Origin of the sequence: Natronospira bacteriovora, assembly GCF_030848495.1 — a bacterium.
GTDB lineage: Bacteria > Pseudomonadota > Gammaproteobacteria > Natronospirales > Natronospiraceae > Natronospira > Natronospira bacteriovora.
The window spans coordinates 179,428-204,587 of record NZ_JAVDDT010000003.1; the positions used below are offsets into that span (position 1 = coordinate 179,428).

Consider the following 25,160-nt stretch of genomic DNA (forward strand, 5'->3'; position numbering starts at 1 on the left):
AAGCAGGCCCCGACAGCGTCAGCGGTCGGGGCCTTTCTCTACCCGCCTCCACTCCTCCCCCCGACAACGCTTTTTCAAGACCCATCGACCAACGATCTTCCAGAGTCGGCTTGCAGCTTGTAGCTTGCAGCTTGCAGCTGAATTACCATGCCCCCATGGACAAACCCCTCGCACTGATTGTCGATGACGAGCCGGACATCCGGGATCTGCTGGCCATGACCCTGGATCGGATGGCCGTGGATACCGTCACCGTCGAGAACGTGGCCGAGGCCATTGCCAGGCTGGAAGCGGCTCACCAGGCACAACGCCCCTTTGATCTCTGTCTGACCGACATGCGCCTGCCGGACGGCCAGGGCATGGAGGTGGTGCGCTGGCTGCAGGAAAACGAGACACGCACGCCAGTGGCGGTGATCACCGCCCATGGCAATGTGGAAGCGGCAGTCTCGGCCCTCAAGGCCGGGGCCTTTGATTTCGTTTCAAAACCCGTTGACCTGCAGGATCTGCGAGCCCTGGTGACGACGGCCCTGCGCCTGCGTGAGCGACCCGACTACCTGAGCGGGGAGTCAGTGGAGGCCGGCGAGGGCAAGAGCCGCCTGGTGGGTGGCAGCAAAGAGATGCAGACCCTGCGCCATATGATCGACCGGGTGGCGCGCAGCCAGGCCCCGGTGCTGATCAGTGGTGAGTCCGGCACCGGCAAGGAACTGGTGGCCCGCCTGATCCACGACAGCGGACCCCGGGCTGACGGCCCCTTCGTGCCGGTCAACTGTGGCGCCATTCCCGCCGAACTCATGGAAAGCGAGCTGTTCGGGCACCGCAAGGGCAGCTTCACCGGCGCCACCAGCGACCGGGAAGGCCTGTTTCAGTCCGCCCAGGGGGGAACCCTCTTTCTGGACGAAGTGGCCGAACTGCCGCTTGCCCTTCAGGTCAAGCTGCTGCGGGTGATCCAGGAACGGGCCGTGCGCCCGGTGGGCGGTCGCGAGGAGATTCCGGTGGACGTGCGCATCCTCAGCGCCACTCACCGCAATCTGGCCGAACGGGTTCAGTCCGGGGAGTTTCGCGAGGACATCTTCTATCGCCTCAATGTGATCGAGCTGCGGGTGCCCGCCCTGCGGGAACGGCTGTCGGATCTGGATGCCCTGGTCAACGATATCCTGGGCCGCCTGGCCGAGCGCATGAGCCTGCCCCGACCGGCCCTGAGTGAGGCAGCCCTGGCGAGGCTGCGGGGCCATCACTTTCCGGGCAATATCCGCGAGCTGGAAAACATTCTCGAGCGGGCAATCACCCTCAGTGACGGGGGGCGCATCGAGGCCGAAGAGATCTTCATCAAGACGCCGGCACTCCCCGAAGCGACCAGCGCCTCCGTGGGGCCCCTGCCTCCTGACAACGGCCACTCCCTCCCCGAGTACCTGGAAAGCGTGGAACGGGCCGCCATCCAGCGGGCACTGGAGCAGTGCCGCTACAACAAGACCGAGGCGGCGGCCCGCCTGGGCATGAGCTTCCGCCAACTCCGCTACCGGATCAGCAAGCTGGGCCTGGATTGACTGAGCCTGGATTGAATTGATCCGCCCTCGGTCTTGTTACATAAACCGCCTTTTGCTTCACCCCGCTGACAAAATTTGTCAGTGTCTCCCCACTCGCGTCAGGAAATGCCCATGTGATGACGAAAATCACCGAAATACGGGGCTTCCATTCTGGCATGGGCATTGCTTAGTATTGGACGAGGGTGGAAACCACACCTTGAACCCGAGTCTCTGAAGCCTGTCCTGAGGAGGTCAGACATGAAACAGCAAAAGGGCTTTACCCTGATCGAACTGATGATCGTGGTCGCGATCATCGGCATTCTCGCGGCGATTGCCATCCCGCAGTACAACAACTACATCGCCCGCTCCCAGTTCGCCGAGTGCAACAACCTGCTGGGCGGTGCCCGTACCCCCATTGAAGAGCGCGTGGTGCGTCGTGGCGTAGACGCTTTCCAGACCGACTTCACCAACGTTGCGGCCCTGAACGAGCGCCTCGGCATCCAGGTTCGCGGCCGGCACTCCAGCCTGGACAGCCTGGAGGTCACCTCCGAGACGGATGCAGACACGGGCGATGTCACCGCTCAGGTCGATCTGTCCTGCCAGTGGGGCACGGGAGGTGAAGGTGCGTCTGTAGGCGGTGATGCCGACCAGACCGTCTCCGATGCACTGAACGGCCAGAGCATCACCTACCGTTACAATGGCAACACCGGCCAGTGGACCTGTGCCGCCACCAGCCTGGACGCGACTCAGCTTGACCGCTGGGCCACCGGTCTCTGTGAAGACGGTGTCTAAAGCCAGGCCGGTGACGCCCGGCGGCTGAAAGGCCACCAAAAGCGGGCGAAGCCGACCACGAAAACCCCCACCCCGGTGGGGGTTTTCTTTTTCCCGTCGACAAACTGCCACCGCCCGATCCTGATACCGTGTTCGCGAATGGCACAGGCCTTGCATATTACATAAAACGTCCATCATGAATCCGGGAGCCGCATCATGACACAGCCCAGACTGACGGCCGGTTTCACCCTGATCGAACTGATGATCGTGGTGGCCATCATCGGTATTCTGGCCAGCATTGCCATTCCCCAATATCAGCTCTATATCGCACGGGCCCAGTTCGCCGAATGCAATAATCTGCTGGGTGGCGCCCGGGTGCCGGTGGAAGAACGCCTGACCCGTTTTGGCACCCTGCGCTTCGCCCAGGATTTTGAAGACGTTTTCGCCCTGCGCGCAGCGCTGGGCGTCGGGATTGTCGGCAAGCATTCAGGCCTGCATGAAGTCAATGTGGCGGAGCAGTCGGTGGAGATCAGCTGCATGTTCGGAGCCGGCGCCAATGGCCTGCAGGGCGAGGATGCCCACGTCACCTCAATGCTGGCCGGCAACACCATCAGCTATCGCCTCGATTTCGATCCGGACTCGGGTGCCTGGCAATGGAGCTGCAGCGGCGTGACCGGCTTTACCGCCGATGAACTCGACCGCGTGAGCAGCGGCCTGTGTGAAGATTATGAGCTGTGAGTCGGCTTTCCCGCCGCCCCCGGTGGTGACCCGCGGGCTGGGCACAATGCCCGCCAGCACCGCCATCACGCCGAGATGGGAGCGCTATTCTGTAGGCATGCCCCTCGCCATGATGTAAGCTTTCCGAATATTCCACAATTCGGGTGGCAAGCATGTCGGCAACCCAGAACAAAGTTCGGCTCACAGGTCTGGCGCGGCGCCTGGTCAATGACGGCCTGCTGAGCGAGGACACGGCCGTGCAAGCCAACCAGGGCGCGGCCAAGGCCGGCCAGTCCCTGGTGAGTTTTCTGGTCGAGAACAAGAAGGTGGACGCCCGAACGCTGGCGCACCTTGCCGCCGAGGAATTCGGCGCCCCCTTGCTGGATCTGGCTGTCTTCGACCTGAGTCAGGCCCCGGTCAAGGACGTTGAGGAAAAGCTCCTCCGCCGTCATCACGCCCTGCCCCTGTTCAAGCGTGGAAAGCGCCTGTTTCTCGGCCTGTCCGATCCCACCAATTTGCAGGCCCAGGATGAAATCAAATTCCACACCGGTTGCATCGTCGAGCCGGTGGTGGTGGAAGACGACAAGCTGCTGACGGCCCTGGACAAGGCCTTCGAGAGCATGGACGACGCCCTGGGCGACCTGGGCGACGATGATCTCGACCTCGAGGTGGGCGAGGAAGATGAACAGAAAGACAGCAGTGGCGCAGTCTCGGCCACCAGCGATGCCGATGATGCACCGGTGGTGCGCTTCGTCAACAAGGTGCTGCTGGATGCCATCAAGCAGGGTGCCTCGGACATCCACTTCGAGCCCTACGAGAAGTTCTACCGGGTCCGCTTCCGCCAGGACGGCATGCTGCGGGAGGTGGCCAAGCCGCCCATCAACCTGTCCAACAAGCTGGCGGCCCGCCTGAAGGTCATGTCCCGCCTGGACATCTCCGAGCGACGCATCCCCCAGGACGGCCGCATCAAGATGAAGCTGTCCAAGAACCGGGCCATCGACTTCCGTGTGAGTACCTGCCCGACCCTGTTCGGCGAGAAGATCGTGATGCGTATTCTCGACCCGGGCAGCGCCATGCTGGGCATTGACGCCCTGGGTTACGAAGAACATCAGAAAAAGCTCTACCTGGACGCCCTGGAAAAGCCCTACGGCATGATTCTCGTCACCGGCCCAACCGGTAGTGGTAAGACGGTGTCGCTCTACACCGGGGTGAACATCCTGAACACGCCCGACCGCAATATCTCCACCGCCGAGGATCCGGCGGAAATCCAGCTGCCCGGGGTGAACCAGGTCAATGTGCAGCCCAAGGTGGGCCTGACCTTTGCCGCCGCCCTGCGCGCCTTCCTGCGTCAGGACCCGGACGTCATTCTGGTGGGTGAGATTCGTGACCTGGAGACGGCGGAGATCGCCATCAAGGCCTCCCAGACCGGCCACCTGGTGCTTTCAACCCTGCACACCAATGATGCGCCCAAGACCCTTTCGCGACTTGTCGACATGGGCGTGCAACCCTACGCCATCGCCAGCTCGGTGACCCTGATCATTGCCCAGCGTCTCGGCCGACGCCTGTGCAACAACTGCAAGAAACCCATGGAAATCCCCCGGGAGGCCCTGCTCAAGGCCGGCTTCAGCGAAGAGGAAGTGGATGGCGGCCTCAAGCCCTATGGAGCTGTTGGCTGCGACCAGTGCAATGAAGGCTACAAGGGCCGGGTGGGCATCTACCAGGTCATGCCGGTCACCGAGGGCATTGGCCGCATCATCATGGAGGGCGGGAACTCCATGGACATTGCCGCCGCGGCGAACAAGGACGGCATCCAGGATCTTCGCCGCTCCGGCCTTAACCGGGTGGCCGATGGCACCACCAGTCTGGAAGAAATCCTGCGAGTGACCACGGACTGATGCGCAGGGCCGAATCAATTGGGCACCGTGGGAAATCCGCCTCATGAAAGTGCTATGCTGACAGCAGACGATCGGCGTGGACCGCTGGCGAGACTTGCCTAACGAGGAAGACCATGGCCAAGGCAGCTGCAAAGACCAAGCCCAAGAAGGAATACAAGTTCAAGTGGGAAGGGACTGACCAGAAGGGCAACAAGGTCACGGGCACCACCATGGGCCCGTCCGAGGCCACCGTGAAACAGGAAATTCGGCGCAAGGGCGTAATCCCGGTGAAGGTCAACCGAGAGAGCGCCCTGGCCGGCCTGGGCAAGGGAAAGAAGATCACTGCCGGCGACATCGCCATCTTCTCCCGCCAGATGGCGACCATGATGAGCTCGGGTGTGCCCCTGGTTCAGTCCTTCGAGATCATCGGCCGAGGCAGCGACAACCCCAAGTTCCGCGAGTTGCTGCAGGAAATCCGTGAGGACATCGAATCCGGTACCAACCTGGCCGACGCCCTGGCCGCGCATCCGCAGTACTTCGATAAGCTCTACATCAACCTGGTGCGCTCCGGTGAGCAATCCGGTGCCCTGGAAGCCCTGCTGGACAAGATTGCCACCTACAAGGAAAAGACCGAAGCCCTGAAGGCCAAGATCAAGAAGGCCCTGTTCTATCCCACGGCGGTGATGATCGTCGCTTTCATCGTCACGGCCATCCTGCTGATCTACGTGGTGCCCCAGTTCGAGGAACTCTTCGCCGGCTTTGGCGCCGACCTGCCTGCCTTTACCCGCTTCGTGATTGATTTATCGGAATTTGCCCAGACCCGGGGCTGGCTGGTGGTCATCGGCATGGTTGCCGTCGGCAGCGGATTCGTTTACCTGAAAAAACGCAGCCCCGGCTTCCAGCGAGCCATTGACCGCATGGTACTCAAGATCCCCCAGCTTGGCCCTATCATGCAGGACGCCGCCGTGGCGCGCTTCTCGCGCACTCTGGCGACCATGTTCAGCGCGGGTGTGCCATTGGTGGAAGCGCTGGAATCGGTTGCGGGTGCGACCGGCAACGTGATTTACGAGGAAGCCATCCTCAAGATGCGAGATCAGGTAGCAACCGGCCAGCAACTGAATGTGGCCATGAACGAAGCCGGACTCTTCCCAAGCATGGTGACTCAGATGATCGCGATTGGCGAAGAAGCCGGCTCCATTGACACGATGGCCGGCAAAGTGGCGGACTTCTACGAAGAACGCGTGGACAACGCCGTGGATTCCCTCTCCAGCCTGCTGGAACCGCTGATCATGGCCATTCTCGGCGTCCTTGTGGGTGGCCTGGTGATCGCAATGTATCTGCCCATCTTCCAGCTGGGTTCGGTTGTTTAAAGAAGTTCCCAGTGAGCAGTTCCCAGTGAACAGTGGTGCCGTGCGGACGGAGATGCCGTGCCGCTTTGGCGAAGCCGAAGTAGGCACCAGATGCTCTGTGGCAACGGGACATCAGGAAACTGTAGGCTAGGCGATCGGCACTGCCCCGCTGTTCACTGGGAACTGTTCACTGGGAACTTATCAATGATCGACTACCTCAACCTCCTCCAGACCGATCTGCCCTGGCTGTTCTGGTCCGGGCTGGCCGCCTTTGGCCTGATTGTCGGCAGCTTCATCAATGTAGTCATTCATCGTCTTCCCATCATGATGATGCGGGGCTGGAAGGCGGAATGCGCGGAACTGCTGGAGACACCGGATAAGGCACCGGATGGTGAGCAAACCTATGACCTGGTGCGGCCCCGTTCGGCCTGCCCCGGCTGCGGGCGGGCCATCCGCGCCTGGGAGAACATCCCGATCATCAGTTACCTGATCCTTCGTGGCCGCTGCCCGGGCTGCGGTATGCGGATCTCCCTGCGTTATCCCCTGGTGGAACTGCTGGTGGGCCTGTTGACCGTGGGGGTTATCGCGGCCTTCGGTGTAAGCATCTTCAGCCTGGCCCTGCTGCCCCTGGTCTGGGCCCTGGTGGCCATGAGCTTCATCGACCTGGAACATCAGCTGCTGCCCGACCAGCTCACCCTCCCCCTGCTGTGGCTGGGGCTGCTGGTCGCCCTTCATCCATCCGCGCCGCTGGATCCCGCCGATGCCATCATCGGAGCCACCGTCGGCTACCTTTCCCTGTGGTCGGTCTATCAGCTCTTCCGTCTGCTGACCGGCAAGGAAGGCATGGGTTTTGGTGATTTCAAGCTCATGGGGCTGCTGGGGGCCTGGATGGGCTGGACGGTGGTGCCTCTGGTGGTTCTGCTGGGTTCGGGACTGGGCGTGCTGGCGGCCATCGGCATGGCACTGGCAGGTCGCAAGGTCAGCGGGCAGCCCATGCCCTTCGGGCCCTTCCTCGCCGGTGCCGGGCTGGTGGCCCTGTTCTGGGGCGATCACATCATTGAAGGCTATCTGCGTCTCTCCGGTCTTTGACGGCACCCGGTTCACCATGCGTGAGAAGCCGCGAAAAGCCCCATTCAAGGTTGCCCTGACCGGAGGTGCCGGCAGCGGCAAGTCCGCCGTGGCAGCCCGCCTGCGGGAAAAAGGGGTGACCGTGATCGACACGGATCAGCTGGCGCGGACGGTGGTGGCACCCGGCAGTGAGGGCCTGGAAGCGGTGGTTGGCGCTTTTGGCAGCGATGTACTGGATGACGACGGCCAGCTGGATCGCCGACGCCTGCGGGAACGGATTCTGGGGGATGCCAGCAGCCGGCGGCAGCTCGAAGCCATCCTTCACCCCCGTATCATGGCGGCCCTGGCCTCGGCCATGGAAGCGGCTGATGGGGCCTATGTGGTCGCTGAGATTCCGCTGCTGGTGGAATCCGGACACGCCGGAAGCTTCGACCACGTAGTCACCGTTGAAGCGCCCATGGCGACGCGGCTGAAACGCATGATGGCCCGGGACGGTGTCACTGAACCGGCTGCCCGTGCCCTGATCGACGCCCAGGCCAGCACGGAGCAACGGTGCGCCATTGCTGACAGCGTGATCGAGAACGACGGCACTCTTGCAGCACTGAACGAGCAGGTGGATGCCCTCCACCACCGGCTCGTGCAGCTCGGCGCCCCAACCGCCTGATCCGTTCCCAGGCGGGCCTTGGACAAACCCGCTTTCCTGGTTGAGAATACCCGCCCATGACAGGCCGCACCTCTTCCAGCCGTGTAATCTATGAACAGCCGCTCACCGAGCAGGTGCGCAGTTTTCTGCGCCTGGAGCATCTGTTTCGCCGTGCCCGGCACGCCGTGTCACGACAGTCGTCCTGGGACAGCCTCTGTGGCGCCGAAACCGTGCTTGAACTCCTGGCCCTGCTGAGCCGGGGTGACATTCGCCGCGAGGTGCTCAAGGAAGCCGATCGAATCGCCCGTGCACTCAAGGATTACAGCAACCACGAAGGTGTGGATGAAAATCGCCTCAGTGGTGTTCTCGACCGCTTGCGCAGCATGCGCGAACACTTGGGTGCCGGTACCGTTTCTCCCGACCGCCCCCTGCGGGAAAACGATTTTCTCGCAATGATCCAGCAACGACGTTCCATCCCGGGTGGCAGCTGCGGCTTCGACCTGCCGCGACTGCATGCCTGGCTGGAACAACCCGCCGATGTACGCAAACCGGATCTGGAGGCCTGGCTGGAGCAACTGGCACCATTGGAGAACGGCATCAATGAACTGCTGAAGCTGATTCGTGGCAGCGCCTCGGAGAACAGCCACGTTGCCGTACGCGGCTTTTTTCGCCACACCCCGCCGAGCGAGCCGCCCTGCCGCCTGATTCGCGTCACCGTGGCCGACTACGGCATCTTTCCAGAGATCAGCGGCAACCGGCACCGTTTCACCATTCGCTTTCTGGCCATCGGCGACCTGGCCGGTCAGGCCCGTCCCCTGAGCGAAGACGTCTCGTTCGGTCTTTCCCTCTGTCAACTGTAAACCGGATCCCGTATTGCCATGCCTGAACGCCCCGCTCCCGAAGTCAATTGCCCCCATTGCGGGAAGAAGACCCCTTTCAGTCCCGACAATCGCTGGCGCCCCTTCTGCAGCGAACGCTGCCGCATGGTGGACCTGGGGGAATGGTTCAACGAGGAAAAGCGGATTCCGGAAGATTCGCCGGATTGGCCGGGGGACGAGTCTTAATCAACCCCCACCCCGTCGAACCCTTTCGTAGTCGTAATCGTAATCGTAGTCGTAATCGGCTTTGGAAAGGAGCAAGGAGCAAAACCCTGAAAGGCGAAAAGCTGGCGGTGCCGGTGTTGGGGTTTTTCGCTCGTCGCTTGGAAATTCCGATTACGATTCCGATTACGATTACGACTACGAAAACGATTAATCGGGGGTTGGCCAGAGGCTGCGGATGGCAGCGATTCCCTGAATACTGTGTCGATGCAGTTCGGGGAGGTCGTGGATCGTCATGCCGCCGATGGCGTAGACGGGTAATCGGGTGGCGGCGGCCAGTGCCAGGAAGCGATCCTGGCCGAGTGGCGCGGTGTCCGGGTGGCTGGGCGTGGCGCGGACATGACCGAGGGTCACGAAATCGGCCCCCAGCGCCTCTGCATGGCGCAATTCCTCCCCATTGTGGCAGGACACCCCAAACAAGCTGGGACGCGGCACAGGGCGCCCCTGAAGGCCGCTGGCACGCCGCCAGGGTAGGTGAACGCCGTCCGCGGCGATTTCCCGAGCCAGATCGGCGTCACCATTGACCAGAACCCGGGCACCGGCGGCCTGCAGGCGGGGAAGCATTTCCCGGAGCAATGAGCGATGCCGCGGGTCCCGCACCACCGGGCCGCGCAACTGAATAAGGGTACTGCCCTGCCCGACCGCCCTCAGGAGCCGGTCAGTCCATTCGGGGCCGGGAGGCACATTGGGCGTCACCAGATAGCGGTCCGGCAGGCGGGCCGCGGCCACAATGGGGGTATTGGCATCCAGGAAATCCAGCCTTGTCAACGCTTCCGGCTGGAACCAGTCGAAGCGCTGCCCCTCGCGGGCCTCGAGCGTCCCGTCCCAGGCCGTCACTCGCCACACGTCCAGATCCACCCGGGGTCCCCGGTCGTAGTCATGCTGCAGGCGAATCAGGGGGCGGCCGTCGCGCACGGTCACGGCCAGTTCTTCCTGGAGTTCACGGCACAATCCGGCCCAGCGGGATTCGCCCGGTTCCAGCTTGCCGCCCGGGAACTCCCAGCGACCGGCCATGCTGCGGCCCGGTGGGCGGGTGGCGGCAAGAATGCGGCCATCCTGACGGGTCAGGACGGCCGCGACGATATGCAGGCGACGGGGGTCAGACATTCAGGCACTGTGTGACGGGAATGTCACATCCATGGCAGTCGGCGTCATGACGCTGCGCCGGTGACATCGCCAGGATCAGGCGAGCTTCCCGCAGCAGTGCTTGTATTTCTTGCCGGAGCCACAGGGACAGGCCTCATTGCGACCCACCTTGGGCTGATCGCGAACCACCTGCTGGGGCTTGCCCGGCTGCCCTCCGGCCGCGGCAGCCACGCCACCGGCGCCACCGCCGGCGGCGGCCGCCGAACCCAGACCACCGGCCTGGGCGTGCTGGAACTTCATCCGGCTGCTGTCCTGGCGACGCTGTTCTTCCACCGCCTGGACATCCTCGCGGTCGCGCACCTGAACCTTGGACAGAATGCTGATGACTTCGGCCTTGTAGCGCTCCAACATGTCCGCAAACATGGCGAAGGCTTCCTTCTTGTATTCATGCTTGGGGTTGCGCTGGGCAAAACCACGCAGATTGATCCCCTGGCGCAAATGGTCCATGGCGGCCAGGTGTTCCTTCCAGTGGTTGTCCAGCACCCGCAGCATGACCGCCTTCTCGAAATGGCGCAGGACGGAGGTGCCCACCAGATTTTCCTTCTCGGCATAGGCCTTGTCCGCTGCCTCCAGGATGCGGCGTCGCATGCCCGCCTCATCCAGCTGATCATCCTCATCCAGCCACTGCTGGATTGGCAGCTTGAGATTGAACTCACGATCCAGGGCCTCCTCCAGGCCCTGAATGTCCCACATCTCATCAATGCTTTCCGGCGGGACATAGGTATCGACGGTCTGGCTGATGACATCCTCGCGAATGCCTTCCACAGCATCCGACACATCATCCGTGGCCATCAGTTCATTGCGCTGCTCGTAGATGACCTTGCGCTGATCATTGGCCACATTGTCGTATTCAAGCAGGTTCTTACGGATGTCGAAGTTGTGCTGCTCGACCTTGCGCTGGGCATTCTCGATGGTTCGCGTCACCCAGGGATGTTCAATGGCCTCGCCCTTCTGCATGCCCAGCTTCTGGAGGATGCCCTTGACCCGGTCCTTGGCAAAGATTCGCATGAGCGAATCTTCCAGTGACAGGTAGAAACGGCTGGAGCCCGGATCGCCCTGACGGCCGGAACGGCCACGCAACTGGTTATCGATGCGACGGGACTCGTGACGCTCGGTGCCGATGATGTGAAGGCCACCGGCATCCAGCACCTGCTGATGGCGCTCTTCCCATTGCCTGCGGATCTTTTCCTTTTCCGCATCGCTCTTGGCTTCTTCCAGTGCCTTGTCCGGATTGCCACCCAGCACGATGTCGGTGCCGCGGCCGGCCATGTTGGTGGCAATGGTCACGGCGCCGGGCAGGCCGGCATCGGCCACCACTTCCGCTTCCTTGGCGTGCATCTTGGCATTGAGCACGTTGTGCTTGATGCCGGATTTCTTCAGCAGCCCGGAGAGATACTCCGACACCTCGATGGACGTGGTACCCACCAGCGCCGGCTGGCCACGTTCATGGCAGTCCTTGATGTCCTCGATGATGGCATCGTATTTCTCGTTCTTGGACAGATAGACCAGATCCGACAGGTCCTTGCGGACCATGGGCTTGTGAGTCGGAATCTGCACCACTTCAAGCCCGTAGATCTGCTCGAATTCCACCGCTTCCGTATCGGCGGTGCCGGTCATGCCCGAGAGCTTCTCGTACTGGCGGAAATAGTTCTGGAAGGTGATGGATGCCAGTGTCTGGTTCTCGGCCTGGATCTTGACGCCTTCCTTGGCTTCCACCGCCTGATGCAGACCGTCGGACCAGCGACGCCCCGGCATGGTGCGGCCGGTGAATTCATCCACGATGATCACCCGGTCATCCTGCACCAGATAATGGACATCCTTCTCGAACAGGGCATGCGCACGCAGGGCCGCATTGAGGTGATGAACCAGGTTCATGTTCGCCGCATCGTAAAGGCTCTGCTCTTCGCTCAGCAGCCCCATGCGCACCAGCTCTTCCTCGACCCGCTCATGCCCCTGCTCGGTCAGATGCACCTGACGGGCCTTCTCGTCCACGGTGTAATCACCGGGATCGGTTTCGTCCTCTTCCTTCTTGAGGCGGGGTACGAGCTTGTCCATCTTGATATAGAGATCAGTGGAATCGTCCACCGGCCCCGAGATGATCAGGGGTGTGCGGGCCTCGTCGATCAGGATGGAATCCACCTCGTCGACAATGGCGAAACCCAGGTTTCCCTGTACCCGATCTTCGGCACGGAAGGCCATGTTGTCGCGCAGGTAGTCAAAGCCGTATTCATTGTTGGTGCCGTAGGTGATGTCGGCACCATAGGCGGCCCGCTTTTCTTCCGTGGGCTGGCCACCGCTGAGGATGATGCCCACGGTCATGTCCAGGGCATTGAAGATGGGTTCCATCCATTTTGCGTCACGTTCGGCCAGATAGTCGTTCACGGTGACCACATGAACGCCGGTTTCGGGGATGGCATTGAGGTAGGCCGGCAGTGTGGCCACCAGCGTCTTGCCTTCACCGGTCTTCATCTCGGAGATCTTGCCCAGATGCAGCACCATGCCGCCCAGCAGCTGAACATCGAAATGGCGCATTCCCAGGGTACGTCGGGAGGCCTCCCGCACTGCCGCGAAAGCCTCCGGCAACAGATCGTCGAGGCTTTCACCGTCACGATGTCGCTGGCGAAATTCCGCGGTCTTTCCCTTGAGGGCGTCGTCATCCAGCGCTTCGAACTGCGATTCCAGCTCATTGATGCGATCGACGTTGCGGCGAAGTTTTTTCAGCAGTCGCTCGTTTCGGCTGCCGATGATGCTCTTGACCAGTTTGCCTAGCATGGTTGTCCGTCTTTCCTCGTCAAAAAAGCGTGAGGCCGACCCCCAGCGGGAATCGGCCCCTTCCGAATATTTTCCCCGTGGCCACCACGTAGGGCGCCGGCCGGGAAACGTGGAGATGCTGTGCGACGCGCTCAGTTACTGGCGCGAATGTATTCCACCGGATTGACCGTGCGCCCATTGTAATGGACTTCGAAGTGAACATGGGGCCCGGTGGCACGACCGGTTTCCCCCAGCAGGGCAATGCGCTGGCCTTTCTGGACCATTTCGCCCACTTCCACCAGGTTTTCCTTGTTGTGGGCGTAACGCGTGACATAACCATTGCCGTGATTGATTTCCACCAGATTGCCGTAGCCGTAACGCTTGCCGGACCAGGTCACCACGCCGGCCGCCACCGCCGAGATGTCGGTTCCCGGGCGGGCGGCAAAATCGATGCCGCCATGCCAGGCGCGGCGCCCGCTGAAGGGATCCGTACGGGAGCCATATCCGGAAGAGACCCAGCCACCCCGGATGGGACGCCCCTGTGGACGTACCCGATCCTGAACATTGCGGTTCATGAGCATTTTTTCAAGGACGGCCAGCTGACGATCCCGGTCCCGAATCTGGTTGGACAGGTCCTCAACACGATCCGGCACGCCAAGAGCGGCGGCATCATCGAGAATGGAATCACTGAGGGGTTCCTCCGGACCACCCTGGGCCGGGACGAGACCGAAATTGAACTCCCCTTCTTCCAGGCCGGCCATGCGCGTCAGGCGCTCCCCCAGGGCATTGAGGCGGGTCACCTGGGCCTGCATTTCCGCCAGTTGCGCATTGAGCGCCGCCAGCTTCATCTCCGAATCCCGGGTCACCTGCTCAAGGCGAACCCGCTCGGCAGCCAGTTCCGCCTTCCAGCGCTGGGCCTGCTCATCGGGTGTTTCCACCACGAATGTCTTGACCGAAAAGAAGGCCGCACCGAACAGCAGCCCCAGCAGCAGGACACCGCCACCGACGAAACTCGCCAGATGAGCGGGATGCCCGAGATTGAACTGCTGGGATCCGCCTCGTCTTGTCCAGATAATGATATTCATCTGCCCGGGCCGCTCCGGTTGGTGGTTGACTGGTGGCCTCCGCCACCGACAACACTCGGCTTTGGGAGCAAGGAAATTTCGCTCTTTTTATCTTTGCCGCCGTCCTGAAACACTGGCGAGCGGTTCACGTTCAATGTCACCATATTGCCATGCTTGGGCAAAAATGGCTTTATTCAGTTACATGTTGAACAATTTTCCCACATCACTGCAAGTCCGGATGCGTCATTCCAGGGGGCCGCTCGGCCGCCTTTTTGCCCGCATTGGTCGGAATACGCCTGAAAACGAACGCCTCCGGGCCCTGTTGCCCGATGATCTGGCCGACCACTGCGTCGGCTGGGAACGCGAAGGTGAGCTGCTTTGCCTGGTCATGGACAGTAATGCCTGGGCGAGCCGCGCCCGCTACGCTCTGGCCCGGCGTCAGCAAGGTCTGCTGGCGGCCTGTGACCCGCCGGCACGACAACTGCGTGTGCGCACGGCCAATGTCCGCGGCGGGCGGCAAAACCGGGAACGCGGCAAGTCACCGACCGCCAGGCCCCCTGAACGCATCAGCCAGCGCAGCCGTGAACACGTGCGTGAGGCGGCACGGCATATCCAGGATCCGGAACTGCGAGCGGCCCTGGAAAGGCTTGCCAGGGAGTAGCGTCGCCTCCCTGAATCCGTCCAATGCCGTCGGCCCCATACGAAAATGCCCCGCCAGGGCGGGGCATTTTTCCGTTCTCACTGCATGACGTGCGCTGACCCGGCTTCTCGCGCGGGGCTCAGAGCTGAACAGCCTGCACCGGCGTCATGTAGGAAATCGGCGCCTCGGCCACATCGTCGAAGGTGACCTCTTCCCAGGCCGACTCGTCCGCCACCAGGGCGCGCAGCAGCTTGTTGTTGGTGCTGTGCCCGGAGCGACAACCCGTGAAGGCGCCGATCAGGCTGTGGCCCAGCAGGTACAGATCGCCAATGGCATCCAGTACCTTGTGCTTGACGAATTCGTCCTCATAGCGGAGACCGTCCTCATTCAGGATGCGGAAGTCGTCCACCACGATGGCGTTGTCCAGGCTGCCGCCCAGCGCCAGATTGCGCTCGCGCAGCATTTCGATGTCCCGCATGAAGCCGAAGGTGCGCGCCCGGCTGACTTCCTTCACGAAAGAGGTGGTGGAGAAGTCGATCAGGGCGTTCTGGCTGTGCTTCTTGAACACCGGGTGCTGGAAATCGATTTCGAAATTCACCTTGAAGCCATTGAAAGGCTCGAAGGCGGCCCACTTGCCTTCCTCCTCGACCCGAATCGGCTTCTTGATGCGAATGAAACGCTTGGCGGCGTTCTGTTCCTCGATTCCCGCCGACTGCAGCAGGAAGACGAAGGGACCGGCGCTGCCATCCATGATCGGCACTTCAGGCGCACTCAGATCCACGTAGGCGTTGTCGATGCCGAGACCCGCGAAGGCCGACATCAGGTGTTCGATGGTCGCCACGCGAACATCGCCATCCACCAGGGTCGTGGAAAGCAACGTGTCGCCAACGTTCTCGGCCTTGGCCCGGATTTCCACCGGCTCATCCAGGTCCACGCGCCGGAACACGATGCCAGTGTTGGGGGCGGCCGGCCGAAGGGTCATGTAGACCTTTTCGCCGGTGTGCAGGCCCACGCCGGTGGCGCGGATCATGTTCTTCAGCGTACGCTGCTTCAGCATTCCTTACCTACTCTCTCTCGCGAATGCCGGCTCACGGCACCCGGTCAAACCAGACCCGTCGTCAGCTCGGGGAGGGAGCACGACGGTTGACATTTCCGTTGGGCACGGACAAGCCGCCCGCAACGAGCGGACCGGCGGACTCTAGCACAGGAACATTGGGAGCACAAGCACCTGAGCAGGCCCGACCGCTCTGTCGCCGATCCCTCGGCGTCTGATCACTGACCGGATACCGTGACACGAGTTCCATTCCCGGATACGCCGTGACTCAGTCCGCCTGGCGGCGCAGAAAGGCCGGAATGTCCAGGTATTCGGAGTCGCCACCCGCTTCCGGCGAGAAACTCTCGCCGCCGGCTGCCTTGCGCCGGACCACGGCCGGACGCTCCAGATCCTTGTAATCCACCTTGCCGTCCGGATCCCGCTTGACCACCTTCATGTCGGGCTTCTCCCGGTTCAGCTGCGGTGCACCAAGGCCGGTGGCCACCACGGTCACCCGAATCTCATTGCTCATTTCCGGGTCAATGACCGCGCCCACCACCACGGTGGCGTCGTCGGAGGCGAACTCCTTGACAGTCTGGCCGACTTCGTCGAATTCGCCGATGCCGATATCCATGCCGGCGGTGACGTTGACCAGGATCCCGCGAGCGCCGGAGAGATCGATGTCCTCCAGCAGCGGACTGGCCACAGCGGCCTCGGCGGCTTCCCGGCCCCGGTTTTCTCCGGTGGCCACACCCGAACCCATCATGGCCATGCCCATTTCCGACATGACGGTGCGCACGTCGGCGAAGTCCACGTTGATCAGACCCGGCCGGGTGATCAGCTCGGCAATGCCCTGGCAGGCCCCCAGCAGGATGTTGTTGGCGGATTTGAAGGCATCCAGCAGACTGGTCTGCTTACCCAGCACCGAAAGTAGCTTGTCGTTGGGGATGGTGATCAGGGAATCCACGTTGCGGGACAGTTCCTCGATCCCTGCCTGTGCGGCCTGCATGCGCCGACCACCCTCGAAGACGAAGGGCTTGGTGACCACCGCCACGGTCAGCACACCCAGCTCGCGGGCAATCTGGGCCACCACCGGTGCGGCCCCCGTGCCCGTGCCGCCACCCATGCCGGCGGTGATGAAAAGCATGTCGGTCCCTTCGATCACTTCGATCAGCCGGTCCCGATCCTCCATGGCTGCCTGCCGGCCCACCTCCGGGTTGGCGCCGGCGCCGAGCCCCTTGGTGATGTTGCAGCCGATCTGCAGCTGGGTCTTCACACTGGTGTTGTTGAGGGCCTGGGCATCGGTATTGGCGCAGATGAACTCAACGCCTTCGATGCCGTTGTTGACCATGTGGGCCACGGCATTGCCGCCCCCACCACCAACGCCGATCACCTTGATGACGGCGTTCTGACTGTAGCCATCCATCAGTTCAAACATAAGTCACTCTCCCCGATTGCTCCGTAAATCCGTTGGATGATTTGCTTGCCTTGCACTCAGAAGTTGCCCTGGAACCAGCTCTTCATGCGCTCCCATGTTTCCTTGAAGCCGCCTCCAAGACGCTCTTCCGATCCTCTTGAACTCAAGCCCCTGCTGCCGAACAGCAGCAGACCCACACCGGTGGCGTACACCGGATTCCTGACCACATCAGACAGCCCCTGCACATGCTGGGGCGTGCCCATGCGTACGGGCATATGGAACACTTCCTCGGCCAGTTCCACCACACCTTCCATCTTCGCGCTGCCGCCGGTCAGTACCAGGCCGGCGGCGATCATGTCCTCGAAGCCGGAGCGCCGCAGCTCGGCCTGCACCAGACTGAACAGTTCCTCGTAGCGGGGCTCGACCACCTCCGCCAGGGTCTGGCGGGCCAGTCGCCTTGCCGGGCGATCGCCCACGCTGGGCACCTCGATGGTCTCGTCCGGGCTGGCCAACTGCGGCAGGGCGCAGGCGTACTTGACCTTGATTTCCTCGGCATGATGGGTGGGCGTGCGCAGGGCCACGGCAATATCGTTGGTCACCTGGTCGCCGGCGATGGGAATCACTGCCGTGTGACGGATGGAACCGTCGGTGAACACCGCAATGTCCGTGGTGCCGCCGCCCACATCCACGATGCAGACACCCAAATCCTTTTCGTCGTCGGTCAGCACCGAGTAGCTGGACGCCAGCTGCTCGAGAATGATGTCGTCCACCTCCAGGCCACAGCGGCGCACGCACTTGATGATGTTCTGCGCGGCGCTGGCGGCACCGGTCACCATGTGGACCTTGGCCTCCAGACGCACCCCGGACATGCCCACCGGCTCGCGGATGCCGTCCTGGTCATCGATGATGAATTCCTGGGGCAGGATGTGGAGGATCTTCTGATCCGCCGGAATGGCCACCGCTCGTGCGGCGTCGATCACGCGCTCCACGTCCCCCGGCGTGACCTCCTTGTCACGGATGGCCACGATGCCGTGGGAGTTGAGGCTCTTGACGTGACTGCCCGCAATCCCGGCAAACACGGAATGGATCTCGCAGCCGGCCATCAGCTCGGCCTCTTCAATGGCACGCTGAATCGACTGCACGGTGGACTCGATGTTGACCACCACGCCCTTCTTCAGGCCGCGGGAGGGATGATGGCCAATGCCGATCACCTCCACGTGGTCCTCGCCCTTGATCTCGCCCACGATGGCGACCACCTTGGACGTGCCGATATCCAGTCCGACGATCAGGTTCTTTTCCGTCTTTCTAGCCATTTCCCCGGTCCTCTCTGTCGCTGGCCCGGCCCTCACTGGCCCGGGCCACCGAGAAACCATTGGTGTAACGCATGTCGATATATTCCAGTGCGGCAAAATCCAGTTGCCTTGCCTGCTGCAGTGCCGGCAAGGCGATCTGCACGAAGCGGCGGAAGCGCGCCTCATGATCGCTGCGGCCCAGATTGACCACCGGGCCGGCCTCCAGCGTCACCGTCCAGGCACGACGATCGCTCAGGGACAGTTCAGCGATTTCCAGTTCCTGGACCGCCAGCGTCCGGCGCATGTCCCGCCAGGCGGAAAGCACCTCTGCCTCACTGCCCTCGGGACCGCTCAGCTCGGGCAGGAAGCCCGGCTGACGGTGAATCTCGCGGGGCACAAAGAATTCACCTGCTTCGTTCAGAAAGCCGGATCGGTTCCAGACCGCTACCGGCACCTGCTCATGCACCGTGAGTTCCAGTGTCGAGGGCCATTGGCGCCGCACGCTGACCGAGGCCACCCACGGTTCGGCCTCCAGCGATTCGCGCAAGGCGCCCAGATCGGCGGCGAAGTAGCCGGGCAACAGCGCCGGGCGTACGCGATCACGCAGCGCTTCGGCGGTGAGCTGACGACGCTCGCCCTTGATCACCAGCGTCTCGAAGGCCGGGCCTTCCAGACGTGGCAACCAGTGCAGGGCCGACGCCGTGATGACCGCCACCAGCACCAGCCCGCCACTGACCGGCAGCAACCACGCGGGGGGCTGCCACTGGCGCTCGGACTGGCGTCGCCGGGCCTGACTCATGCCGCCCCCTCCCGTGTCTGCTCCAGACTGGTCTCGAGAATCCGCAATACCAGCTCGTCGAAAGGAATGCCGTCCGCGGCCGCCGCCATGGGCACCAGGCTGTGGTCGGTCATGCCGGGCACGGTATTCACTTCCAGCAACCAGGGCCGACCGTCGGCATCCAGCATGAAATCCACCCGCCCCCAGCCCGAGGCGGCAACGGCCTCAAAGGCAGACAGGCAAAGGGTGGCCAGTGCGGCCTCCCGCTCGGCGTCCAGACCACAAGGGCAGTGATAGAGCGTACTGTCGGATTCGTACTTGGCCTGATAGTCGTAAAAGGTATTCGGGGTCTCCAGGCGGATCATGGGCAGAACCCGATCACCCAGGATGGCCGCGGTGTATTCCGGACCGTCCACGAAACGCTCGATCAGAACCTGCTCGTCCAGGGCAGCGGCCTCGCGCCACGCGGCGTCCAGGGCGGCGCGATCATCCACTCGGCTCATGCCGATGCTGGAGCCTTCCCGGGACGGCTTGACGAACATGGGGAAACCCACCGTTTCCGCGGCCGAGGTCAGATCGGCCTCGCCACGCGCCACGGCATAGGGCGGCGTGGGCAGCTGCTGACCCTGCCAGATACGCTTGCTGCGCAGCTTGTCCATGGCCAGGGCCGATCCCAGCACACCGCTTCCGGTGTAGGGAATGCCCAGAGTCTCCAGGGCCCCCTGCATGCTGCCATCCTCGCCACCGCGACCATGCAGCACGATGAAGGCACGATCGAAATCACCGGCCAGAAGTGGCGCCAGACCGTCTTCGGCCGGATCCAGGGCATGGGCGTCCACTCCGCGGGAGCGAAGGGCATCCAGCACGGCGGCACCACTGCGCAGGGACACCGCCCGCTCGGCGGAATCCCCGCCCAGCAGAACGGCCACGCGACCCAGTCGGCTTATGCGCGCATCAGCCATTGGCTGCCCCTCCATGCCTGCCGGATGTCGCCATGGCCGCGGGCAACTCCGCGGACACGGCGCCGATATCCCCGGCCCCCATGGTCAGAACCAGGTCACCGGCCTGGAGAATGCCCGGCAAGGTTTCGGCCAGATCGCGGACGGAGGCGACGAACACCGGATCCACCTTGCCGCGGGCACGCACACTGCGAGCCAGGCTGCGCCCGTCCGCCCCCTGGATGGGCTCCTCGCCGGCGGCATAGACGTCGGTCAGGACCAGCACGTCGGCCTCGGACAGCACCTCGCTGAAATCCTCGAAGAGGTCGCGGGTGCGCGAATACCGATGGGGCTGGAAGACCAGCACGATGCGCCGTTCCGGCCAGCCCTCGCGGGCCGCCGCCAGGGTGGCCCGCAGTTCGCTGGGGTGATGGCCGTAATCGTCCACCAGCAGCGCCGTCCCCTCCCCGGCCGGCAGCTCACCCTGCATCTGGAAGCGTCGGCCAATGCCCTGAAACTCATCCAGGGCCTTCTGGATATGGGCGGCATCCACGTCCAGCTCCTGGGCCACCGCGATGGCGGCGAGGGCATTGAGGAAGTTGTGCCGCCCCGGCAGGTTCAGGCGCACGTCCAGGGTAGTGCCATCCCGGCAGGCCACACTGAAATGGCTGCCGTGGCCTTCCGGACGGTAGTCGTAACCGCGCACGTCTGCTTCTTCGGATTCGCCGTAACGGATCAGGGAGCGATTGACCTCGGGCAGAATCTCCCGCACCCCCGGGTCGTCGATGCAAACCGCCGCGACACCATAGAAGGGCAGGTTGTGCAGAAACTGGATGAAGGCCTCCCGCAGGCGCCGGTAATCACCTTCATAGGCTTCCAGGTGATCCGCATCGATGTTGGTCACCACGGCCATGGTGGGCTGCAGATGCAGGAAGGAGGCATCGCTCTCATCGGCCTCCGCCACCAGCCAGCGACCACTGCCCAGGCGGGCGTTGGCACCGGCACTGTTGAGACGACCGCCGATGACGAAGGTCGGGTCCAGCCCGCCTTCGCCCAGCAGGCTGGCCACCAGGCTGGTGGTGGTGGTCTTGCCATGGGTACCGGCAACGGCCACACCCCGCCGGAACCGCATCAGTTCGGCCAGCATCTCGGCCCGGGGCACCACCGGTACCCGCGCCGCCCGGGCGGCGGCCACCTCGGGGTTGTCATCGGCCACGGCCGAGGAAATCACCACCACGTCGGCATCCGACACATGCGCGGCATCGTGCCCGCGATACACCGTCACACCCAGCTGTTGCAGACGACGGGTAACGGCACTGCCCTTCAGATCGGAACCACTGACGCCATAACCGATGTTGTGCAGCACCTCGGCAATGCCACTCATGCCCGTGCCGCCCACACCGACCATGTGGATGCGATGGATACGATGCATGCGATCCGTCATGCGGCACCTCCCGGCCGAGCCACGGCCTCGCACACATCCGCCACGACCTGATCCGCATCCGGCCGGGCTTCGGCACGGGCGCGACGGGCCATGTGGATCAGGTGATCCCGGTTTTCGGTCAGGGCATCCAGCATCGGACCCAGTTCTCCCTTCTCCAGTCGTTCCTGTGGCAGCAATCGGGCGGCACCGGCTCGCTCCAGAAAGAGGGCGTTGGCGGTCTGGTGGTCATCCACCGCGGCCGGGAACGGCACCAGTACGGAGGCCACGCCCGCGGCTGCCAGCTCGGCCACGGTCAGGGCACCGGCGCGACAGATGGCCAGATCGGCCCACGCCCAGGCGTCCGCCATATCCTCAATGAAGGGCTCCACGTTCGCCGCCACACCCGACTCGTCCCAAGCTGCCCGGGTTTCCTCCAGCCAGCGCGGACCACATTGGTGGCGTACGGTCACGCGGCCCTGGGGCAAGCCGGCGACCGCCCGGGGCAATGATTCGTTGATTGCCTTCGCTCCCTGGGAGCCACCCACCACCAGCAGGCGAACAGGACCGTCCCGGCCCCGAAGCCGTTCTTCCGGCGCCGGCAGATCCACTACGGCCTGACGCACCGGATTACCCACGGTCTGTGCTCCCAGGGATTGAGGGAAACTACCCGGGAATCCACACAGCACCCGGCGTGCGCAGCGGGCCAGCACACGGTTGGTCAGGCCCGCAATGGCATTCTGCTCGTGAATCACCAGTGGCAGGCGCATCAAGCAGGCGGCCAGGCCGCCGGGGCCACTGGCGAATCCGCCCATGCCCAGCACCACGGCCGGCCTTCTCCGGCGCAGCACCCGCCGCGCCTGGGCAATGGCCCGCAGCAGTCGCCAGGGCATGGCCAGCCAGCCGACCAGGCCCTTGCCGCGCAGGGCGCCGACCTGGATGCAGTCGAGCTCGATGGCCCGCGCCGGTACCAGGCGTGACTCCAGGCCGGCCTGCGTTCCCAGCCAGCTAACGGTCCAGCCCCGTGCCCGCAGGACCTCGGCCACGGCCAGCCCCGGGAACACATGGCCACCAGTACCACCGGCCATGATGACGGCGTGACGGGCGCTCATGCCTTCACCTCCCGGCGCAGATTGCTGACCGGCGTGATTTCCCGGCTCACCCGCAATACCAGGGCCAGCGCGCCCAGGGTCACCAGCAGGCTGGAGCCGCCATAGCTGATCAGGGGTAGCGTCAAGCCCTTGGTCGGCAACAACCCCATGTTGACGCCCATGTTGATGGTGGCCTGGATACCCAGCCAGACACTGACCCCCCAGGCCACGTAGGCGCCGAAGGCGTGACCGCTCAACCAGGCTCGGGTGCCGATCAGAAAACAGCGCCACACCAGGAAGGCGAACAGTCCGATGAGAACCAGAACCCCCAGGAGGCCGAGCTCTTCGAACAGTACGGCGAAGATGAAATCCGTATGGGATTCGGGCAGGTAGAACAGCTTCTGCACACTGCTGCCAAGACCAACACCGAACCATTCACCACGGCCGATGGCAATCAACGACTGGGTCAGCTGAAAGCCGCTGTTGAAGGGGTCGGCCCAGGGATTGAGAAAGGTTGTCAGACGTTCCACCCGGTAGGGCGAGGAGAAAGCCAGACCGGCCATGGCCATGGCACCCACACCGCCCAGCAGGCTGAAGTCACGGATTCGCACACCGCCAAGGAAGAGCATGGCCAGGATGGTGATCAGAAGCACGATGGCGGCACCGAAATCCGGCTGCAGCAACAGCAGGAAGACCGCAAGGCCCGCCACCAGAACCGGCTTCAGGAAACCCGAGAAACGGGTGGCCAGTTCCTCCTGACGCCGCACCATGTAGGCGGCCACATAGAGGATGAGCAGCAGGCGGGCGGGTTCCGAGACCTGCAGGTGGAAGGGCCCGATGGCGATCCAGCGCACGGCGCCGTTGACTTCCTTGCCCACCCCGGGCACCAGCACCAGAAGCAGGAGAAAGAGCGCAAACAACAGCAGCAGGAAGCTGGTCTGCTGCCAGACCCGCAGGGGAATCTGGCAGGTCATGAAAGCGGCTACCAGCGCCAGCCCCAGGAACATGGCCTGACGGCGCAGGTAGTGAAAGGGATCACCCAGCGCCCGGTCGGCAATGGAAATGCTGGACGAGGCCACGGCCACCAGCCCCAGGGTCAGCAGGGCCAGGGTAACAATCAGCAGCGGCCAGTCGACACCATGGGCAAGCTGGCGCCACCAGCGGCTGTCGATCGGACGTTCAAGGGCCACCTGGCTCATGCGGCACCTCCCCGGGCCAGCACGGCCTGCTCGAAGGCACGTCCCCGCGCCTCAAAGCCATCGAAAAGGTCAAAGCTGGCGCAGGCGGGCGAGAGCAACACAGTGTCACCGGGTCGGGCCAGGCCAGCCGCCACGGTTACGGCCTGATCCATGTCCGTGGCACGCTCAAGCGCAACCGCCTCCGGTACCTGGGCCGCCAGCGCGTCGGCTGCCTCCCCCATCAGCACCACCGCCCGAACGGAATGGGCCAACGCCGGCCGCAGGGGCGTGAAATCCTGACCCTTGCCCTGACCACCAGCGATCAGCACCACCGGCTCGCTCAGACCCGCCAGCGCGGCCAGGGTCGCGCCAAGGTTGGTGGCCTTGGAATCATTGATCCAGCGCACACCGTCCCGCTCGGCGACCAGCGCCATGCGGTGAGGCAGACCGTGGAAGCTGCCCAGGCGCGCCAGTGCGGCAACCGGATCCAGGCCAAGCGCATGCACGGCAGCCAGTGCCGCGAGCACGTTCAGACGGTTGTGCCCGCCCGGCAGGCCGGGCAGATCGGCCGGGCCGAGGACGCGCTCACCATGGGCGAAGCAGCAGCGCTCCTCGACGCTGCGCAGGCCGAACTCATCCGCAGCGGGCTCACCCGCCCCGAACCAGATGATGCGGCGCGCGAGACCTGCCATGGCCGCCACGCGCTCGTCATCACGGTTGAGTACGGCAATCCGGCTTTGGGCGGCCAGGCGAGCCTTGGCCCCGGCATAGGCGGCCATGTCACCGTGGCGGTCCAGGTGATCGGGGCTGAGATTCAGAATCACCCCCACGGCGGCATCCAGGGACCGGGTGGTTTCCAGCTGGAAGCTCGATACCTCCAGCACATACAGGTCCGCGTCTTCCTCGAGCAGCTCCAGTGCCGGCCGGCCAAGATTGCCGCCGGGCACGACCCGGTAGCCGGGAGCATCCAGCAGATGCGCCAGCAGGCTGACCACGGTGCTCTTGCCGTTGGAACCGGTGACGGCCACCAGCGGCGCCCTGGCCAGGCGGGCAAACAGCTCAACGTCACCCAGAACGTCAACACCCTGACGCCGGGCGGCGGTCAGCAAGGGCTCATTGGACGCCACCCCGGGCGAAACAATGAGCCGGCCCACGTCCGCCGGCAGACTGGCGGGAAAGGCGCCCAGCCATTCCGCCTGGGGCAGTTCCTCCCGGAGGCGATCCAGCAGGGGTGGTGACGGACGGCTGTCCACGACGGCCACGGGCTCACCGCGCATCACCAGGTGACGCGCCACGGAAAATCCGGTGCGGCCGAGCCCGACCACCAGATTCACCGCCTGCCTGTTGTCCGCCAGTGCCGACATGCCGGT

At 63.6% G+C, this 25,160-nt stretch carries 22 protein-coding genes; 10 read left to right on the forward strand and 12 right to left on the reverse strand.

The genetic code is table 11. The features are described from left to right. Window positions 1-155: 155 nt before the first annotated feature. From RBH19_RS06355 to RBH19_RS06395, 9 genes are all read left to right on the forward strand, one after another. Window positions 156-1,541, forward strand: coding sequence for a sigma-54-dependent transcriptional regulator (locus RBH19_RS06355; protein ID WP_306727988.1), 1,386 nt, complete (start codon window positions 156-158; stop codon window positions 1,539-1,541). Window positions 1,542-1,778: 237 nt separating this feature from the next. Continuing rightward, window positions 1,779-2,312 carry a pilin gene (locus tag RBH19_RS06360; protein ID WP_306727989.1) on the forward strand — a complete coding sequence of 178 codons (534 nt, stop codon included), beginning with the start codon at window positions 1,779-1,781 and terminating at the stop codon, window positions 2,310-2,312. A 195-nt stretch (window positions 2,313-2,507) separates the two neighbouring features. After that, window positions 2,508-3,029, forward strand: a complete 522-nt coding sequence (locus RBH19_RS06365; protein ID WP_306727990.1) for a pilin — start codon at window positions 2,508-2,510, stop codon at window positions 3,027-3,029. Window positions 3,030-3,181: 152 nt separating this feature from the next. Further along, window positions 3,182-4,903 (forward strand): type IV-A pilus assembly ATPase PilB, encoded by a 1,722-nt coding sequence (pilB, locus tag RBH19_RS06370; RefSeq protein ID WP_306727991.1) that lies wholly within the window; start codon window positions 3,182-3,184, stop codon window positions 4,901-4,903. A gap of 113 nt (window positions 4,904-5,016) precedes the next feature. Beyond that, on the forward strand, window positions 5,017-6,252 hold the full coding sequence (locus RBH19_RS06375) for a type II secretion system F family protein (RefSeq protein WP_306727992.1): 1,236 nt from the start codon (window positions 5,017-5,019) through the stop codon (window positions 6,250-6,252). Between the two features lie 183 nt (window positions 6,253-6,435). Then, complete coding sequence (locus RBH19_RS06380) at window positions 6,436-7,320, forward strand: prepilin peptidase (RefSeq protein ID WP_306727993.1); 885 nt, start codon at window positions 6,436-6,438, stop codon at window positions 7,318-7,320. A 16-nt stretch (window positions 7,321-7,336) separates the two neighbouring features. After that, window positions 7,337-7,963 (forward strand): dephospho-CoA kinase, encoded by a 627-nt coding sequence (coaE, locus tag RBH19_RS06385; RefSeq protein ID WP_306727994.1) that lies wholly within the window; start codon window positions 7,337-7,339, stop codon window positions 7,961-7,963. 56 nt (window positions 7,964-8,019) lie between these two features. Beyond that, complete coding sequence (gene zapD / locus RBH19_RS06390) at window positions 8,020-8,802, forward strand: cell division protein ZapD (protein ID WP_306727995.1); 783 nt, start codon at window positions 8,020-8,022, stop codon at window positions 8,800-8,802. Between the two features lie 18 nt (window positions 8,803-8,820). Continuing rightward, the gene (locus RBH19_RS06395) at window positions 8,821-9,006 is read left to right on the forward strand and encodes a DNA gyrase inhibitor YacG (protein WP_306727996.1); all 186 of its coding nucleotides are present in this window, start codon (window positions 8,821-8,823) and stop codon (window positions 9,004-9,006) included. A gap of 186 nt (window positions 9,007-9,192) precedes the next feature. Here RBH19_RS06395 and RBH19_RS06400 read toward each other — a convergent pair whose 3' ends face one another. The 3 genes from RBH19_RS06400 to RBH19_RS06410 all read right to left on the reverse strand — a co-directional run bounded on the left by RBH19_RS06400 (window position 9,193) and on the right by RBH19_RS06410 (window position 14,024). Next, window positions 9,193-10,149 (reverse strand): Nudix family hydrolase, encoded by a 957-nt coding sequence (locus RBH19_RS06400; protein ID WP_306727997.1) that lies wholly within the window; start codon window positions 10,147-10,149, stop codon window positions 9,193-9,195. A gap of 75 nt (window positions 10,150-10,224) precedes the next feature. Further along, on the reverse strand, window positions 10,225-12,960 hold the full coding sequence (gene secA / locus RBH19_RS06405) for a preprotein translocase subunit SecA (RefSeq protein ID WP_306727998.1): 2,736 nt from the start codon (window positions 12,958-12,960) through the stop codon (window positions 10,225-10,227). Between the two features lie 131 nt (window positions 12,961-13,091). After that, complete coding sequence (locus tag RBH19_RS06410; protein ID WP_306727999.1) at window positions 13,092-14,024, reverse strand: M23 family metallopeptidase; 933 nt, start codon at window positions 14,022-14,024, stop codon at window positions 13,092-13,094. 217 nt (window positions 14,025-14,241) lie between these two features. Here RBH19_RS06410 and RBH19_RS06415 point away from each other — a divergent pair, with 217 nt between their 5' ends. After that, window positions 14,242-14,664 carry a hypothetical protein gene (locus RBH19_RS06415; RefSeq protein ID WP_306728000.1) on the forward strand — a complete coding sequence of 141 codons (423 nt, stop codon included), beginning with the start codon at window positions 14,242-14,244 and terminating at the stop codon, window positions 14,662-14,664. A 118-nt stretch (window positions 14,665-14,782) separates the two neighbouring features. On the opposite strand, the gene lpxC is transcribed toward RBH19_RS06415, so the two are convergent. The 9 genes from lpxC to murD form a co-directional block, all read right to left on the reverse strand. Continuing rightward, entirely contained in the window at window positions 14,783-15,700 is a 918-nt protein-coding gene (gene lpxC, locus RBH19_RS06420; protein ID WP_306728001.1) for a UDP-3-O-acyl-N-acetylglucosamine deacetylase, read from the reverse strand. Window positions 15,701-15,965: 265 nt separating this feature from the next. Further along, a complete protein-coding gene (gene ftsZ, locus RBH19_RS06425; RefSeq protein WP_306728002.1) occupies window positions 15,966-17,114 on the reverse strand; it encodes a cell division protein FtsZ in 1,149 nt (382 codons plus the stop codon). A gap of 56 nt (window positions 17,115-17,170) precedes the next feature. Further along, window positions 17,171-18,406, reverse strand: a complete 1,236-nt coding sequence (gene ftsA / locus RBH19_RS06430; protein WP_306728003.1) for a cell division protein FtsA — start codon at window positions 18,404-18,406, stop codon at window positions 17,171-17,173. Continuing rightward, complete coding sequence (locus RBH19_RS06435; protein ID WP_306728004.1) at window positions 18,399-19,184, reverse strand: cell division protein FtsQ/DivIB; 786 nt, start codon at window positions 19,182-19,184, stop codon at window positions 18,399-18,401. Before RBH19_RS06435 ends, ftsA begins: the two co-directional genes overlap by 8 nt. After that, the gene (locus RBH19_RS06440) at window positions 19,181-20,125 is read right to left on the reverse strand and encodes a D-alanine--D-alanine ligase (protein WP_306728005.1); all 945 of its coding nucleotides are present in this window, start codon (window positions 20,123-20,125) and stop codon (window positions 19,181-19,183) included. Before RBH19_RS06440 ends, RBH19_RS06435 begins: the two co-directional genes overlap by 4 nt. After that, window positions 20,118-21,545, reverse strand: coding sequence for a UDP-N-acetylmuramate--L-alanine ligase (gene murC / locus RBH19_RS06445; RefSeq protein WP_306728006.1), 1,428 nt, complete (start codon window positions 21,543-21,545; stop codon window positions 20,118-20,120). Before murC ends, RBH19_RS06440 begins: the two co-directional genes overlap by 8 nt. Further along, a complete protein-coding gene (gene murG, locus RBH19_RS06450) occupies window positions 21,542-22,633 on the reverse strand; it encodes an undecaprenyldiphospho-muramoylpentapeptide beta-N-acetylglucosaminyltransferase (protein WP_306728007.1) in 1,092 nt (363 codons plus the stop codon). Before murG ends, murC begins: the two co-directional genes overlap by 4 nt. After that, the gene (gene ftsW, locus RBH19_RS06455; protein WP_306728008.1) at window positions 22,630-23,811 is read right to left on the reverse strand and encodes a putative lipid II flippase FtsW; all 1,182 of its coding nucleotides are present in this window, start codon (window positions 23,809-23,811) and stop codon (window positions 22,630-22,632) included. Before ftsW ends, murG begins: the two co-directional genes overlap by 4 nt. Then, the gene (gene murD, locus RBH19_RS06460; protein WP_306728009.1) at window positions 23,808-25,154 is read right to left on the reverse strand and encodes a UDP-N-acetylmuramoyl-L-alanine--D-glutamate ligase; all 1,347 of its coding nucleotides are present in this window, start codon (window positions 25,152-25,154) and stop codon (window positions 23,808-23,810) included. The genes ftsW and murD overlap by 4 nt, the downstream gene beginning before the upstream one ends. Window positions 25,155-25,160: the final 6 nt, after the last annotated feature.